At 64.0% G+C, this 16,137-nt stretch carries 15 protein-coding genes; 12 read left to right on the forward strand and 3 right to left on the reverse strand.

What is annotated here, in order from left to right:
* Window positions 1-399 precede the first annotated feature (399 nt).
* The 8 genes from QW868_RS11740 to QW868_RS11775 all read left to right on the forward strand — a co-directional run bounded on the left by QW868_RS11740 (window position 400) and on the right by QW868_RS11775 (window position 9,275).
* Window positions 400-1,386, forward strand: a complete 987-nt coding sequence (locus QW868_RS11740) for a Bug family tripartite tricarboxylate transporter substrate binding protein (RefSeq protein WP_410051293.1) — start codon at window positions 400-402, stop codon at window positions 1,384-1,386.
* Window positions 1,387-1,395: 9 nt separating this feature from the next.
* The gene (locus QW868_RS11745) at window positions 1,396-1,890 is read left to right on the forward strand and encodes a tripartite tricarboxylate transporter TctB family protein (protein WP_316230628.1); all 495 of its coding nucleotides are present in this window, start codon (window positions 1,396-1,398) and stop codon (window positions 1,888-1,890) included.
* Between the two features lie 41 nt (window positions 1,891-1,931).
* On the forward strand, window positions 1,932-3,431 hold the full coding sequence (locus QW868_RS11750) for a tripartite tricarboxylate transporter permease (protein ID WP_315756453.1): 1,500 nt from the start codon (window positions 1,932-1,934) through the stop codon (window positions 3,429-3,431).
* Between the two features lie 208 nt (window positions 3,432-3,639).
* A complete protein-coding gene (gene oxlT / locus QW868_RS11755) occupies window positions 3,640-4,926 on the forward strand; it encodes an oxalate/formate MFS antiporter (protein WP_315739814.1) in 1,287 nt (428 codons plus the stop codon).
* A 242-nt stretch (window positions 4,927-5,168) separates the two neighbouring features.
* A complete protein-coding gene (gene oxlT, locus QW868_RS11760) occupies window positions 5,169-6,482 on the forward strand; it encodes an oxalate/formate MFS antiporter (RefSeq protein ID WP_315739815.1) in 1,314 nt (437 codons plus the stop codon).
* A gap of 221 nt (window positions 6,483-6,703) precedes the next feature.
* Window positions 6,704-7,123 carry a CBS domain-containing protein gene (locus QW868_RS11765; protein WP_172114347.1) on the forward strand — a complete coding sequence of 140 codons (420 nt, stop codon included), beginning with the start codon at window positions 6,704-6,706 and terminating at the stop codon, window positions 7,121-7,123.
* 158 nt (window positions 7,124-7,281) lie between these two features.
* Window positions 7,282-8,224, forward strand: a protein-coding gene (locus QW868_RS11770; protein WP_316230128.1) for an IS630 family transposase whose coding sequence is annotated in 2 segments (ribosomal slippage) — window positions 7,282-7,617 and window positions 7,619-8,224 — 942 coding nt in all. Because the reading frame shifts where the segments join, the coding sequence is not laid out codon by codon here.
* An 82-nt stretch (window positions 8,225-8,306) separates the two neighbouring features.
* Complete coding sequence (locus QW868_RS11775; protein ID WP_316230629.1) at window positions 8,307-9,275, forward strand: zinc-binding dehydrogenase; 969 nt, start codon at window positions 8,307-8,309, stop codon at window positions 9,273-9,275.
* A gap of 74 nt (window positions 9,276-9,349) precedes the next feature.
* On the opposite strand, the gene QW868_RS11780 is transcribed toward QW868_RS11775, so the two are convergent.
* Window positions 9,350-9,478 carry a hypothetical protein gene (locus QW868_RS11780; RefSeq protein WP_315739817.1) on the reverse strand — a complete coding sequence of 43 codons (129 nt, stop codon included), beginning with the start codon at window positions 9,476-9,478 and terminating at the stop codon, window positions 9,350-9,352.
* On the opposite strand from QW868_RS11780, the gene QW868_RS11785 reads away from it, so the two are divergent.
* Together QW868_RS11785 and QW868_RS11790 are read left to right on the forward strand one after the other, a co-directional pair.
* Window positions 9,459-10,772 (forward strand): cation diffusion facilitator family transporter, encoded by a 1,314-nt coding sequence (locus QW868_RS11785; protein ID WP_315739818.1) that lies wholly within the window; start codon window positions 9,459-9,461, stop codon window positions 10,770-10,772. The genes QW868_RS11780 and QW868_RS11785 overlap by 20 nt on opposite strands.
* A gap of 207 nt (window positions 10,773-10,979) precedes the next feature.
* Window positions 10,980-13,304, forward strand: a complete 2,325-nt coding sequence (locus QW868_RS11790; protein ID WP_315739819.1) for a PAS domain-containing sensor histidine kinase — start codon at window positions 10,980-10,982, stop codon at window positions 13,302-13,304.
* Window positions 13,305-13,546: 242 nt separating this feature from the next.
* On the opposite strand, the gene QW868_RS11795 is transcribed toward QW868_RS11790, so the two are convergent.
* On the reverse strand, window positions 13,547-13,693 hold the full coding sequence (locus tag QW868_RS11795) for a hypothetical protein (protein WP_315739820.1): 147 nt from the start codon (window positions 13,691-13,693) through the stop codon (window positions 13,547-13,549).
* Between QW868_RS11795 and QW868_RS11800 the strand changes: the two genes are divergently transcribed.
* Both QW868_RS11800 and QW868_RS11805 read left to right on the forward strand, forming a co-directional pair.
* Window positions 13,677-14,189, forward strand: a complete 513-nt coding sequence (locus QW868_RS11800) for an isoprenylcysteine carboxyl methyltransferase family protein (RefSeq protein WP_315777581.1) — start codon at window positions 13,677-13,679, stop codon at window positions 14,187-14,189. The genes QW868_RS11795 and QW868_RS11800 overlap by 17 nt on opposite strands.
* 254 nt (window positions 14,190-14,443) lie before the next feature.
* A complete protein-coding gene (locus QW868_RS11805) occupies window positions 14,444-14,785 on the forward strand; it encodes an antibiotic biosynthesis monooxygenase (RefSeq protein ID WP_315777644.1) in 342 nt (113 codons plus the stop codon).
* A gap of 200 nt (window positions 14,786-14,985) precedes the next feature.
* Here the strand turns inward: QW868_RS11805 and QW868_RS11810 are convergent, their stop codons facing one another.
* Entirely contained in the window at window positions 14,986-15,879 is an 894-nt protein-coding gene (locus QW868_RS11810) for a LysR family transcriptional regulator (RefSeq protein WP_315739822.1), read from the reverse strand.
* Between the last annotated feature and the right edge of the window lie 258 nt (window positions 15,880-16,137).

The following is a 16,137-nucleotide window of genomic DNA, read 5'->3' on the forward strand; positions in this document are numbered from 1 at the left end:
GCCGGCGCGCTTCGCGCGCGCAAGCAGCATCGAAGCCCAATCAAGAGCCCCGGACCTCCGGGGCTTTTGCTTTTGCGACACCCCCGCGGCCTGCGACAAATTGGCCCCGTGAGCATCCCAACCGATCTCCTCAATTGCGGTCGGTCACCTCTTCATACCAAAATCAAATCGGTCGATTTGCTGCGGATGCACGTCTTGCTGCATGACCCAGGCCGCCACCACAACTTTTGGCTGCATGGGCCTTGCGAGAGTGTCCAAGGCCGGCGACGACCTGAAGCGCGTCACGGTGGAGGATGACACCAGCCGGACTCGACGGGTCAGTGGTTCGATTGGGCATAGCGGCCGGAAGAAGCCGTGCGGTCCGGGAATGAAGGGGAGAAAGCGTCGATGAAGCGTTCCATGCGCGTGGCCGTTGTGGCCGGCGTCGCCCTGATGGTGGGGCATATCCCGGCTCTGGCGGGATGGGAGCCCGTCCGGCCCGTCGAGTTCATCGTTCCGGCCGGAACCGGCGGCGGTGCCGACCAGATGGCTCGGACGATTCAGGGCATCGTCACCAAGCACAATCTGATGAAGCAGCCGCTGGTCGTCATCAACAAGTCCGGCGGTGCCGGTGGCGAAGGCTTCCTCGACGTCAAGGCGTCAGCCGGCAACCCCCACAAGATCATCATCACCCTGTCGAACCTGTTCACGACGCCGCTCGCGACCGGCATTCCGTTCAGCTGGAAGGACCTCACACCGGTCGCCATGCTGGCGCTCGACGAATTCGTGCTCTGGGTCAACGCCGACAAGCCCTACACGACCGCCAAGGACTACATCGACGCGGTCAAGCAAGGCGCGGGCACCCTCAAGATGGGCGGCACCGGCTCGAAGCAGGAAGACCAGATCATCACGGTAGCCATGGAGAAGGCGACCGGCGCCAAGTTCACCTACATCCCCTACAAGGGCGGTGGCGAAGTGGCCGTGCAACTGGTCGGCAACCACATCGATTCCACCGTCAACAATCCGATCGAAGCGGTGGCGCAATGGCGCGGCGGCAAGGTCAGGCCGCTCTGCGTGTTCGACGACAGGCCGATGGGCTACGGCGAGCCGATCACCGACGGCAAGGCCTGGAAGGACATTCCGACCTGCAAGTCGCAGGGCCTCGACATCGAATACCTGATGCTGCGCGGCATCTTCATGTCGCCGCGGGCCACCAAGGACCAGATCGAATACTACGTCGACCTGTTCAAGAAGGTGCGGGAAACCCCGGAATGGCAGGACTTCATGAAGACCGGCGCCTTCAACACCACCTTCATGACCGGTGCGGACTACGCGAAGTGGGTTGAGACCGAAGAGAAGCGTCACGAGCTCCTGATGAAGGAAGCCGGCTTCCTCGCCTCGAACTGAGCGGCTCGCATGAGAAGCCAGGGAGGATCCGCCGGGCCCAGCCACAAGGCGGTCGAACTCGGCGTCACGCTCGCGATCGCGCTGTTCGGGATCATCGTGATCCTCGGCAGCGTGAAGGCGGGGATCAATTGGGGCGCCGAGGGGCCGCGCGCGGGATTCTTCCCGTTCTACGTCGGCCTGTTCATCATCGCGGCGAGCGCGATGAATGTCCGCAACACGCTGCGCGAGGCTGACGGCAGCGTCTTCGCCGAATGGCGTCAGCTCCGCCAGGTCATGAGCGTGGTGGTGCCGACGGCGATCTATGTCGGCGCCCTGCCCTTCACCGGCCTGTACGTCGCCTCCATGATCTTCATCGCCTGGTTCATGCGTTGGCTTGGCAAATATGGCTGGTTCACGGTGGCAGCGGTCGCGATCGGCATGCCGGTCGTGACCTATCTGATCTTCGAGCGCTGGTTCATGGTCCCCCTCCCCAAGGGGCCGGTCGAGGATTGGCTCGGACTCTGACAAGAAAACTCATCCGCTGAGGGTTGCAGGACCAAGCTGGCATGGAAGAACTCGCCAATCTGTTTCACGGCTTCGCAGTCGCGCTCCAGCCCTTCAACATCATGGTGATGATCCTCGGGATCGTGCTCGGGGTGATCATCGGCGTGCTGCCGGGACTGGGCGGCGCCAACGGCGTCGCGATCCTGCTGCCGCTGACCTTCAGCATGCCGCCGACCTCGGCCATCATCATGCTGTCCTGCATTTATTGGGGCGCCTTGTTCGGCGGCGCCATCACCTCGATCCTGTTCAACATACCCGGCGAACCATGGTCGGTCGCGACCACGTTCGACGGCTACCCGATGGCGCAGCAGGGCAAGGCCGGCGAGGCGCTCACGGCAGCGTTCACCTCGTCCTTCGTCGGCGCGCTGTTCGCGGTCATCATGATCACGCTGATCGCGCCACTGGTGGCCGGCTTCGCGCTTCAGTTCGGCCCGGCCGAGAAATTCGCCGTCTACTTCCTCGCCTTCTGCAGCTTCGTCGGCCTGAGCAAGGAGCCGCCGTTCAAGACGATCGCGGCGATGATGATCGGCTTCGCACTCGCGGCCGTCGGCCTGGATTCCATCACCGGCCAGCTCCGGCTCACCTTCGGCATCACCGAGCTGCTCAACGGTTTCGACTTCCTGATCGCCGTGATCGGCCTGTTCGGCATCGGCGAGATCCTGCTGACGATGGAGGAAGGCCTGAGCTTCCGTGGCGGCAACGCGCAGATCAATCTGCGGGTGGTGCTGCACACCTGGAAGGAGATGCCGGCGTATTGGCTGACGTCGCTGCGCTCCTGCGTGATCGGCTGCTGGATGGGCATCACCCCCGCCGGCGCGACACCGGCGTCGTTCATGAGCTACGGCATCGCCAAGCGCCTCTCCAAGCGCGGCAAGAATTTCGGCCATGGCGAGATCGAGGGCGTCGTCGCGCCGGAGACGGCGGCCCATGCGGCGGGCACGGCTGCGCTGCTGCCGATGCTGTCGCTCGGCGTGCCCGGCTCCCCCACGGCGGCGGTGCTGCTCGGCGGCCTCTTGATCTGGGGCCTCCAGCCCGGCCCGATGCTGTTCGTCGAGCAGAAGGAATTCGTCTGGGGTCTGATCGCCTCGATGTATCTCGGCAACCTCGCCGGCCTGCTCGTCGTGCTGACCTGCGTGCCGGTCTTCGCGGCGATCCTGCGCATTCCCTTCAGCATCATCGCCCCGCTCATCCTGGTGCTCTGTGCCATCGGCGCCTATTCGGTGCACAGCAGCACGTTCGACGTCGTGCTGATGCTGGTGTTCGGCGTGCTCGGCTATCTGTTCAAGAAGTGCGGCTATCCGCTCGCGCCGCTGGTGCTCGCCATCGTGCTCGGCGACAAGGCCGAGGAGGCCTTCCGGCAGTCGCTGCTGGGATCCCAGGGATCGCTCGCGATATTCTTCTCCAACGGACTGGTCGGCACCATCATGGCGCTCGGGTTGATCGCGCTGTTCTGGTCGGCGATCCAGCAGGGCTACAACCGGTTGCGGGCCGTCGCCGCGTAACTCGCCCCTACTCCGATAGTTGAGCTACAAATATCCTCTGCTGCGTCGTATTGTCGCTGCAGCGATTTGCCTTGCTTCTACAGGCTTTTTTCGTCGATCGCTGGGCTACCAGCGAGCACGGGGTCGATGAATCCGCTTGTCTATTGGCATATCATATACCAAACTCCGCATAGCTGTTAGGACAAAAATAGACAGCCCTGGAGGAAACATGACGGACTTGGCTCACGCGGGGGCGCCCGCATCTGCAAGAGTAAGCGACGCCTATCGCTGGACGCAGCTCGCGGTTGGCGTCCTGGCGATGGTGATGATCGCCAACTATCAATATGGCTGGACCTTCTTCGTCCCGGATATCGCCAAGACGTTCGGCTGGGATCGCGCCTCGATCCAGTGGGCCTTCACCCTGTTCGTGCTGTTCGAAACCTGGCTCGTGCCGGTCGAGGGCTGGTTCGTCGACAAATACGGCCCGCGCATCGTCGTGCTCGTCGGCGGCGTGCTCTGCGCGATCGGCTGGATGATCAACGCCTACGCCACCTCGCTCAACGGCTACTATCTCGGCATGATCATCGCGGGCATCGGCGCCGGCGGCGTCTACGGCACCTGCGTCGGCAACGCGCTGAAGTGGTTTCCGGACAAGCGCGGCCTCGCGGCAGGCATCACGGCAGCCGGCTTCGGCGCCGGCTCGGCGCTGACAGTCGCGCCGATCCAGGCTATGATCCGCGACTCCGGCTTTCAGACCACCTTCCTGTATTTCGGTCTCGGCCAGGGCATCATCATCGTCATCCTCGCCTTCTTCCTGTTCGCGCCCAAAGAAGGCCAGGTGCCGGCCGTTGCTCAGAACACGAACCTGGTGCAGAGCCGTCGCAACTACAACCCGACCGAAGTGATCCGTCAGCCGATCTTCTGGCTGATGTACTTCATGTTCGTGATCGTCGGCGCCGGCGGCCTGATGGTGACGGCCAACCTCAAGCCGATCGCCGGCGACTGGAAGGTCGACAACATTCCGGTGACGCTGATCGGCATGACCATGACGGCGGTGACTTTCGCAGCCACCATCGACCGCGTGCTGAACGGCCTGACGCGTCCGTTCTTCGGCTGGATCTCCGACAACATCGGCCGCGAGAACACGATGTTCATCGCGTTCGGCATGGAAGGCATCGGCATCTGGGCGCTGTACATGCTGGGCCATGATCCCGTGTGGTTCGTGATCCTCTCCGGCTTCGTGTTCTTCGCCTGGGGTGAGATCTACTCGCTCTTCCCCTCGACCTGCACCGACACGTTCGGCACCAAGTTCGCCACCACCAATGCCGGCCTGCTCTACACCGCCAAGGGCACGGCCGCGCTGCTGGTGCCGATCGCGAACTACATGCAGCAATCGAGCGGCAACTGGGATCGCGTCTTCATCATCGCGGCCGGCGCCAACATCCTGGCATCGATCCTCGCGATCGCGGTGCTCAAGCCCTGGCGGAGGGTCGTGGTGCAGAAATCGACGCTCTGACGCATCCCTTCGCGCTGCAACAAAAATAAAAAGAACGCTTCCAGATCGACGACGCTCGGCATTTTGCCGAGCGTTTTCTTTTGCTTGGCGGACGATTTCGGTCTCGCTGCAAAGCAACATGTCGCACCCTGTGTCGCAGGCCATATTGCGGACTGGAATATATTATACCAGAATGGTTCCGTGCGCAGATGAGGAGCGCGCTTGCAGCGGCATCCTCCAAGAGAGCGCGTTTGGGAGGACACATGGTTTCCAGCACAGAGGCAACACCGCCTGTCCAGGCACAGTCCAGCGGCTTCCGCTGGATCCAGCTCGCAATGGGCATCGTCTGCATGGCGATGATCGCCAACCTGCAATATGGCTGGACGCTGTTCGTCGATCCGATCGACGCGAAGTTTCACTGGGGTCGCACGGCGATCCAGCTCGCCTTCACGATCTTCGTCGTCACCGAAACCTGGCTCGTGCCGGTCGAGGCCTGGTTCGTCGACAAATACGGTCCGCGCGTCGTCATCATGTTCGGCGGCGTCATGATCTCGCTAGCCTGGATGCTGAACTCCTACGCCGACTCGCTCACCCTGCTCTACGCCGGCGCCGTCATCGGCGGCATCGGCGCGGGCGCAGTGTACGGCACCTGCGTCGGCAATGCGCTGAAATGGTTTCCCGACCGCCGCGGCCTCGCCGCGGGTGCCACCGCCGCGGGCTTCGGCGCCGGTGCCGCGCTGACCGTGGTGCCGATCGCCAGCATGATCGCCTCGAGCGGCTATCAGAGCGCCTTCTTCACCTTCGGCATCGGCCAGGGGCTGGTCGTGTTCGTGCTCGCGATCTTCCTGCGGCCGCCGACGGTTGCGGCGCCGACCCGCAAGAAGCAGCTCAATCTGCCGCAGAGCAAGATCGACTACACGCCGCCGCAGGTGCTGCGCACGCCGATCTTCTGGATCATGTATCTGGTGTTCGTCATGGTGGCCTCGGGCGGCCTGATGACCGCCGCCCAGATCGCCCCGATCGCCCACGACTTCAAGATCGCCAACGAGCCGGTGACGCTCGCCGGCTTCCAGATGGCGGCGCTGACGTTTGCGATCTCGCTCGATCGAATCTTCGACGGCTTCGGCCGCCCTGTGTTCGGCTGGATCTCCGACACGATCGGTCGCGAGCACACCATGTTCATTGCCTTCGGCACGGCCGCTTTGATGCTGCTGACGTTGTCGAGCTACGGGCACAACCCGATCGTGTTCGTGCTCGCGACCGCCGTCTATTTCGGCGTGTTCGGCGAAATCTACAGCCTGTTTCCGGCGACCTCGGGCGATACGTTCGGCAGCAAATACGCCGCGACCAACAACGGCATGCTCTACACCGCGAAGGGCACCGCCTCGCTGCTGGTCCCGCTCGCGAGCCTCGTCTCCGCAAAATATGGCTGGCAGGCCGTGTTCGTGATCGGCGTCGGGCTGAACGCGACGGCCGCATTGATGGCGCTGTTCGTGATCAAGCCGCTGCGCCGCGCCTTCATCCTCGGCAAGGAGCCGGTTACCGAGCCGGTGACGCAGGACGCCCGGATGGCGTGACGCCACTGTTTCTTCCCGCGACTTCAGGAGGCGCACCACGGTGCGCCTCCTTTTTTTGCGCCGGGGCAGGACGCTGGCGCGTCATATCCGGCAGCTCCGGCAGTGTCGCTGACGTGTTTTTTCGGTGGCCGAGCGCACGAAAAGCCGTCAAACCCGATTGACTTCTGGCATAACGTATACCAGACTTCCCTCCGTTCACTATCAACAAACGGGAGGGTGCCATGAAAGTCGGAGACATCCTGCGCAACAAGACGGCGCGTGTGATCACGGTGCGAATGAACGAGACCGTCGGCGTCGCGGCGCAGCTGATGCGCGCCAGCAATGTCAGCGCCCTCGTCGTCAAGGACGTCGTCCGCACCGAAGGCAACACCGCGGCCGGCATGTTCACCGAACGCGACGTCGTACGCGCCATCGCCGAGCATGGCGCCGCCGGCGTCAACCTGAAGGTCTCGCAGTTGATCTCGCCGCAGCGGCTGATCTCCTGCAGCACCGAGGATACGCTCGAGCACGTGCGGCACCTGATGAACGTGCACCACATCCGCCACCTCCCCGTCATCGTCGACTTCGCGCTCGCCGGCGTCATCAGCATGCGCGACGTCTCCAGCGCCTTCGACGAAGCGGAAGCTCCGGTCGCCGCCTGACGCGTCCAGCCCGGTCAGCGGAACCGGTTCATGACTGAGAGAGTCTTGTCGGAGCAGCGCGCCGCCTGTTAGAGCGTGATGTTTTTTGCCGGAATCAGGATTCCCGAGTCGGTGAACTTCTGATTCAGATTCCATGCTGGAGCCGGAGGCCAGCACGGATGACACGGCCCTATTCGGAAGACATTCGCGAACGCGCTCTGGCGCGCGCGGATGCAGGCGAGACGGTCCGCTCGATAGCGCAGGCGCTTCGGATCAGCCCGTCCTGCATCAGCAAGTGGAAGAACCTCAGACAGCAGACTGGAGGCGTCGCGCCGGGAAAAATCGGTGGCCACAAGAAGCGGACATTATCCGGGGCCCATGCCGAATGGCTTCGCAAACGTATCCGTTCCGGTCCATTCACCTTGCGCAAGTTAACAGCTGAGCTGGCCGAGCGTGGCATCAGGACTGATGTGCGGGCCGTGTGGACCTTCGTCCACGCCGAAGGCCTGAGCTTCAAAAAAAACGATGCGGGCGGCGGAGCAGGATCGTCCTGATATCGCTCGTAAACGAGCGCGCTGGAAAGCTCACCAAGGCAAGATCGATGTGTCTCGCCTGGTCTTTATCGATGAGACCTGGATCAAGACCAATATGGCCCCGCTGCGTGGTTGGGGACCATGCGGGCAGCGGCTTGAGGCATCTGTGCCGTTTGGTCACTGGAAGACGATGACATTTATCGCAGCACTGCGCTGCGATCGGATCTCGGCACCCTGGGTCATCGATGGCCCGATCAACGGCGAACTCTTCGCCCTCTATGTCGAGAAGGAGCTGGCTCCAACCTTGGTCAAGGGAGATGCCGTGATCCTCGACAATCTCGGAAGCCACAAAGGAAGAAGAGCTCGCGACCTCATCCGTGCAAGAGGAGCGCACCTGCTCTTCTTGCCTCCCTACAGTCCCGACCTCAATCCGATCGAGCAGGTCTTCGCCAAACTCAAGCACCTGATGCGAGATGCAGAACCTCGCACCATCGAAGCGACTTGGCGAAAAGCTGGAGATCTCCTCGATCTCTTCTCGGAAAAGGAGTGCGCCAACTATCTCAGAAACTCAGGATATGTTTCCGTATAAAAACAGCATGCTCTAGGCGGTGCGCAGAGAGGAGCGGCACAGTAAGGTCGCCGCTCATGCCGACCCGACAGGATTCCTCGCGATGAAAGCCTATGTCTACGGCGCCCAGGGCGCCGCGATCACCGATATCGCCAAGCCCGCGCCGAAGGGCACGCAGTTCCTGGTGCGCGTGCGCGCCTGCGGCCTCAATCGCGCCGACCTCGGCATGACAAAGGGGCATGTGCATGGCGCCGCCGGCGGCGTCGGCACCGTGCTCGGCATGGAATGGGCCGGCGAGGTCGCCGAGCTCGGTCCCGACGCCAGGGGCGTCAAGATCGGCGACAAGGTCATGGGCTCGGGCAGCGCGGCGTTCGCCGAATACACCCTTGCCGACCATGGCCGCCTGTTCCACGCGCCGTCGAACATGAACTTCCACGAGGCCGCCACGCTGCCGATCGCACTGACCACGATGCACAACGCCGTCATCACCAACGGCGCTTTGCAGCCGGGCCAGCGCGTGCTGGTGCAGGGCGCGAGCTCCGGCGTCGGCCTGATGGCGATGCAGATCGCAAAGCTCAAGGGCGCCTCGCTGGTGGTGGGCTCCTCGACCGATGCGATGCGCCGCCAACGGCTCAACGAGTTCGGCGCCGATCTCGCCATCGACTCCAGCGATCCCGCCTGGGTCGATCAGGTGCTACAGGCGACCAACGGCGAGGGCGTCGATCTGATCATCGACCAGGTGTCGGGCAAGGTCGCCAATCAGAACCTCGCCGCGACCAAAGTCATCGGCCGCATCGTCAATGTCGGCCGGCTCGGCGGCACCCATGCCGACTTCAACTTCGACCTCCACGCCGCGCGCCGCATCACCTATGTCGGCGTCACCTTCCGCACCCGTTCGATCGAGGAGATCCGTACGATCTTCGACGAGGTGAAAAAGGACATCTGGAGTGCGGTCGAGCAGCGCGCGCTGCGGCTGCCGATCGACCGCGTCTTCGCCTTCGACGACATTGGCGCGGCGTTCGCGCACATGGAGGCGAACAAGCATCTCGGCAAGATCGTGGTGACCTTGTGAACGCAAGCTTCTGAGATTTAGAGGCACTCGAAACAGCGCGCGGTCCACGCCCATGGACCGCGCGATCCTGGCTTTCATGGTGCGGCCTCGGCTGCTACATCCGCCGCCATGAGAGACGCCGCCTCCCATATCGATTCCGGGAAAACCCGTGTCGCCGCGATCTCGATCGCGGCGAGCGCCAGCATGGCCGCGGCGAAGTTCATCGTCGGCATCCTGATCGGCAGTCTCGCGCTCGTCTCCGAGGCACTGCACAGCGCCGTCGACGTCGTCGCCACCGTAATCACCTGGATGGTGGTTCGGGTATCGGACCGGCCGGCCGACGACGAGCATCATTACGGCCACGGCAAGCTGGAGAGCCTGTCGGCGCTCGGCGTCATCGCCCTGCTCTACGTGCTGGCCGGCGGCGTGCTGGTGGAATCCGTCAGCCGGCTGCGCGAGGCGGCGGCGCCGCCGTCGCTGTCGGCGATTCCGTTCGTGGTGCTGCTGGTCGACATCGCCGTCAACTTCTGGCGCGCCCGCGCGCTGCACCGCGCCGCGCACGAGACCCACAGCCAGGCGCTCGCCGCCGACGCGCTGCATTTCGCCTCCGACGTGCTCGGCTCGATCGCCGTCATCGCCGGCCTCGTCCTCACCGCGCTCGGGTTCTGGTGGGGGGATTCCGCCGCCGCGGTCGCGGTCGCCCTGATGATCTCCGTGCTCGGCCTGCGGCTGGCGCGCTCCACCGTAGAAACACTGCTCGACCGCGCGCCAGAGGGTGCGGCCGAGAAGGCGCGCGCCGCGATCCGTTCGATCAATGGCGTCGTCGATGTCGAGCGGCTACGGGTCCGGCTCGTCGGCGCGACGCATTTCGTCGACGCCACGGTGCAGGTGCCGCGCACCTACCCGATCGACCGCGTGCACGAGATCAAGCGCGATGCGCAGGCCGCAGTCGATGCCAGCCTGTCCGGCGCCGACGTCACCTTCACGACGGTGCCGGTCGCGCTCAGCAACGAGAGCGTGCGCGAGCGCATCATGGTGATCGCGCGCAATTCCGGCCTCGCGATCCATCACGTCACCGTCCATGACGTCGGTGGCCGCCTGATCGTCGCGATCGACCTCGAGGTCGACGGCGACATGAGCCTGTTCGGAGCGCATGCGATCGCGCACGAGCTGGAACGCAGCATCCGCGCCGAATTCGGCGCCGACGTCGAGGTCGACACCCATATCGAGCCGCTCGAGCCCGAGCTGCCATTCGGCGTCGATGCGCCAGCGCAGCGGATCGCCGAGATCGCCGAGGCCCTGCAGCGCCTCGCCGCCGAGACCGACATGTACGACGTGCACAATGTCCGCGTCCGCAACACCGAGGCTGGCGAGATCGTCAACTTCCACTGCCGCGCCGCGCCGTCGATGAGCGTGCTGAAGGTGCACGACAATGTCGACCACATCGAGCGCGGGGTGCGTCGCGCCTTCCCGAGCGTCAAGCGCGTCATCAGTCACGCCGAGCCGCCGCACGGCTGAAGCATGAAAGTCATGCTGCGTTCCCGCTTCGGACTCACTCTGCCGGCTTTTCGCCATGGCAATTCCGCATTGGATAAGATTTATTAGCTTTTGCCAAATCGTTGACTCTCGACAGCCCGACAAATCTGGATTCAAATCAACTTGATTCGGAAGCGGCTGGAGCTCTTTCGAAATTCGGGTATCCAAGAAGTTTCGGGGGTCTACAGCATGGCGCGTGCGCATGCCGCGAACGCGTGCGTCCAATCTTCTGATTCCATCAAAGGGTTGGCGCAATCGATCGCGAAACCGGCCTATCAAAGACTGCTGACTGCTGAGCCGGTATTGCGTCGTGCTGTCCCTACTTTGATCATCGCCTTTCTCGTCACCATCTGTCTCGGCGCCTTCGTCCAGGTGCTCGACCAGAGCCGTCAGAAGCGCGGCGCGACCAAGCGCGACCTGGCCGCGATCTCCGACCTGCTCGCCGACCGCATCGGTCATCTGGCGATGCGCCCGGACCGCATCGCCCACATCGAGCATCTGCAGAGCCTGCTGCCCGACCTGATCCCCGCCTGGGGAGCGGCGGCCGGACGCCACGTGATCGTCACCGGCGCCGACCACCGCATCCTGGCCCGGGTTCCGGTCGACGCAGCGCTCGGCGAGAACGACCGCATCCTCGATCTGATCTCGACCGCGCAGCTCTTGGCCACGCCCGGCCTGCAGGGCGCGGTCACCGAGATCACCTTACCGAACGGCCGTCCGGCCTTCGCGGTGTCGCAGTTGATCAAGGCGCTGCCCGGCCGCGTCGTCGTGATCCAGGAGAAGCTTGAGCCGATCTGGGGCTCGGACGCCGCGCTCTCGGTGACCTTGTCGGCGACGACGGGCTTTGTCGTTCTGATCCTGGGCTTCGCCTTCCACTGGCAGTCGACCCGCGCCCGCGAAGGCGACCTGATCAACGACGCGGTGCGTGGCCGCATCGACACCGCGCTCAACCGCGGCCGCTGCGGGCTGTGGGACTGGGACCTGTCGCGCGGGCGCATCTTCTGGTCGAACTCGATGTTCGCGATGCTCGGCCTCGAAAACCGCACCGACCTCCTCACCTTCGGCGAGGTCAACGCGCTGGTGAACTCGGACGACATCGACCTGTTCGCGATCGCCGACCAGCTCGTCGCCGGCGGCATCCACCAGATCGACCAGAGCTTCCGGATGCGCCACACCGAGGGCCACTGGATCTGGCTCCGGGTCCGTTGCGAGCTCAGCCAGGGCACCTCCGACTCCGGCCTGCACCTGATCGGCATCGCGGTCGACGTCACCGAGCAGAAGAGCCTGGTCGAGAAGACCGTCGAGGCCGACCTCCGCCTGCGGGACGCGATCGAGACGATCTCGGAAGCCTTCGTGCTGTGGGACGCCAACAACCGGCTCGTGCTGTGCAACTCGCATTTCCAGAAGCTGCACAAGCTGCCGGACTCCGCCGTGATCCCCGGCACCTCCTACGAGACCGTCATCGAGGTCGGCAAGATGCCGGAGATCCGCACCCGGCTGCACGACCACAGCCAGCAGGCGCCGGGCGGGCGCACCTTCGAGGCCCAGCTCGACGACGGCAGTTGGCTGCACATCTCCGAGCGCCGCACCAAGGACGGCGGCTACGTCTCGGTCGGCACCGACATCACCCGCATCAAGGAGCACGAGCAGAAGCTCGTCGACAACGACCTGCGGCTGCGCGCCACCGTGATCGACCTGCAGCGCTCGCAGAGCGCGCTGGAGCGCCAGGCGATCGAGCTCGCCGACCTCGCCGAGAAGTACTCGCAGGAGAAGACCCGGGCCGAGGAAGCCAACCAGACCAAGTCGAAATTCCTCGCCAATATGAGCCATGAGCTGCGCACGCCGCTCAACGCCATCATCGGCTTCTCCGAGATCATGGGCAGCGGCATGTTCGGCTCGCTCGGCTCGGAGAAGTATCAGGAGTACTGCCACGACATCCTGACCTCTGGTCAGTATCTGCTCGAAGTGATCAACGACATCCTCGACATGTCGAAGATCGAGGCCGGCCGCATGAAGCTCGACATGGAGCCGCTGGACCTCGCCAAGACGCTGGCCGAATCCCTGCGCGTCGTCTCCGGCCGCGCCCAGGACAAGAGCCTGGTGCTCGACGCCGACATCGGAGGCAGCATCCCCGTCGTCGCCGACCGCCGCGCCACCAAGCAGATCATGGTCAACCTGCTGTCCAACGCGGTGAAGTTCACCCCCGAAGGCGGCCGGGTCACGATGCGCAGCCGCGTGTTCGAGGACAAGGTCGTGCTCATCATCGCCGACACCGGCATCGGCATCCCCGCCCAGTCGCTGGCGCGGCTCGGCCGACCGTTCGAGCAGGTCGAGAGCCAGATGACCAAGACCTATCACGGCTCCGGCCTGGGGCTCGCGATCGCCCGCTCGCTGGCCCAGCTGCACGGCGGCTCGATGCGGCTGCGCTCGCGGCTGGAGTTCGGCACCGTGGTCCGCGTCACGCTGCCCCGCGACGCCCATAAGGCAACAGCGAGCATCTCCGTCGCGGCATGAGTTGCGTGCGTGGTGCCGTAGGGTGGGCAAAGGCGCGCCCGCGAGACGCGCGTTGAGCTGTGCTCTCTCGCGCGCCGTGCTCACCGATGTTCGCGACGCAGACGGTGGGCACGCGCCGCCCTGCGGGCGGCTCTTTGCCCACCCTACGCCAGCTACAAAAACGTCGTCCTGCACGGCTGCATCGACAAAGACCGCTGTCGTCCCAGCAACCTCTTGCGGTACATGACGCCCAAGGTCTGCAATCAGCTGCCCTTTTCGCCGCGTGCGCTGACATCGGCCTCGCACTTAGTAAGCAACATTAGCAGAATGTGGTATTGACGCACCTGCGCATCGGCAACTAAGGCAATCGCTCCGAAATCTGGAGTGCCGAGCGTGATCATCGCCTTCATTGTCGCCGCCTTTGCCTATCGTTTCGCCATGCTCGCCGTCTCGATCCGCAACGAGAAGCGGCTGCGCGCCAACGGCGCGACCGAATACGGAGAATCGGTTTCGCGCTGGCTTGCGATCGCCCATGTCGCCTTCTACCTCGCCGCGACGACCGAGGGCCTTGTCCGCGACGCCCCGGTCGACGCCGTCAGCATCACGGGGTTCGTGATCTATCTGTTCGGTGCGGTGATGCTGTTCGTGGTGTCACGGCTGCTCGGCCGGTTTTGGACCGTCAAGCTGATGATCGCGCGGGACCATGCGCTGGTGACGCATCCGCTGTTCCGGATGGTCCGCCATCCCAACTACTTCCTCAACATCCTGCCCGAGCTGATCGGCTACGCCCTGACGCTGCACGCCTATGTCACGCTCGTGGTCGGCATGACCATCTATGCCGTGCCGCTCGTCTTGCGCATCCGGCAAGAGGAGAAAGTGATGCGGGAGAGGTTTGCGGGCTATTAGTCCTGCCACGCCACGATCACCCTCAATTCGGGGGGCGTCAATGGGAGGGCGCGAAGCGGCCTCGCTGACGATGGAAGCTGGAACTCCATATGGTTCGGGACGGCGGATTTCGGGTTCAAGGCCTATAGGTCTTGCCCCGGAACGATGGTGGCTGTCTGACACGTCGGTCGCAGAAAGCGCAATTTTGACCAAGTGCACTGCCACCGGCCTGTGCGAGTTCTCGGGTGAACATCGTCACGACGGAGGACGATCAGATGCTGAAGCGTATATGGCGCGGCTGGACCAGGGCGGCGGATGCCGACGCCTATGAGGAGCTGCTGAGGTCGACAATCTTTCCGGCCATTGTGGATCAGGCAATCGAAGGATTTCTAGGCATCGAGCTGCTGCGCAGACCGCTGGAGGCCGAGGTCGAATTCGTGACGATCATGACCTTCGTCGATCAGGCGGCGGTGGTTCGATTTGCGGGTCCGGCGCATGACACGGCGGTGGTGCCGCCCGCGGCGCGGAAGCTGCTCAGCCGCTATGACAGCCATGCCGCGCATTATGAGCTGAAGACCACGCGCCACGCGCAAGGTCAGGGTTCCCCAACCGCATAAGAGCCCGAAGTCTGCCGATGACGCCAGCGAGGTCGGTGACGACGCCGACCGTCGCCACGGCAGCAACCTGATTGCCTCGTTGCGCTCGCAATGACGAGAGGAGGCAATTTGCGCCGTCATGGTGAGCGCAATCCAGGCCATTGTTCACCGCCGGTGGTGAGACACGGCGTCAGCGGCAACTCAGCTGCCGGACATGCGCCTCACGCCTGCAGGCTCGGTGCGACCTCGCGCGCGACCTGCACCAGGGCTGCGATCAGCGGCGTCATCGGGTCACGCTGCGGGATGACGAGGCCGATCTGGTAGTTGATCACGGGATCGATGATCGGGATCGAGCGCACCTTGTCGGCGAGGCCGAGCGTCTCGGCAAGCTTGGCCGGCATGACACTGGCCCAGCGGCCGGTCTTCACATGGGTGTAGAGCACGAGCAGCGAGTTCGAGGTGAGCGTTGGCGTGACGTCGTTACCGGCGGCGCGCAGCGCGCGATCGATGATGCGGCGGTTCTGCATGTCCGGCGTCAGCAGGCACAGCGGCACCTGCCCGACCTCCTGCCAAGTCACCTGCTCGCGATCGCCGAACATCGCGTCGGGCGCGGTCAGCAGGCGGTAGCTTTCGTTGTAGAGCGGGATGGTTCTGACACGGCCGATCGGCTCGTTCTCGATGTAGGTCAGGCCGGCATCGACCTCGAGATTCTCCAAGAGGCCGAGCACGTCGGCCGACGTGCACGACATGATGCGGAACCGGACCTCCGGATGCTTGGCGCGGAACGGCGTCGTCAGCGAGGCCACCATGCCGAGCACGGTCGGCACCGCCGCGATGCGGATCTCGCCCGACAGCTTGTCCTTGAGGCCGTTGATCTCCTGGCGCATCGCCCGGAAGTCGCCGACGATCCGGCGCGCCCAGTCCAGCGTTCGCTCGCCTTCGGGCGTGAACCCCTGGAACCGCGATCCCCGCTGCACCAGCATCACGCCAAGGATCTCCTCCAGCTGCTTGATGCTGGTCGACATGGTCGGCTGGGTGACGCCGCACGCCTCCGCCGCCCGGCCAAAATGACGCTCCTTGGCCAACGCCAGCAGCAGTTCGAGCTTGTCGATCAAGAGGTCGGCCTTCCAGCGGTTGAACGGCCCGGTTCCGCACGTTTTCGGCGTTGCCAGCCATGGTGAAACCCTATCACGACGAGGGGGGCGCCGACATGGTAAAACACGCCGCAGCCCTGTCGCGCGAACGCCTGTTTTTCGTCAACTTCTAGCTATCTCTCGATTGCGTTTCGCTATCGCAGCACGGGACTGCTTTATTGATATCTCGAGCAATTCCAATTTGGATGTGCGAAACGCTTGCAACGCAGAATCGGGATC

Origin of the sequence: Bradyrhizobium sp. SZCCHNR1051, assembly GCF_032489615.1 — a bacterium.
In the GTDB taxonomy this organism is placed as follows: domain Bacteria; phylum Pseudomonadota; class Alphaproteobacteria; order Rhizobiales; family Xanthobacteraceae; genus Bradyrhizobium.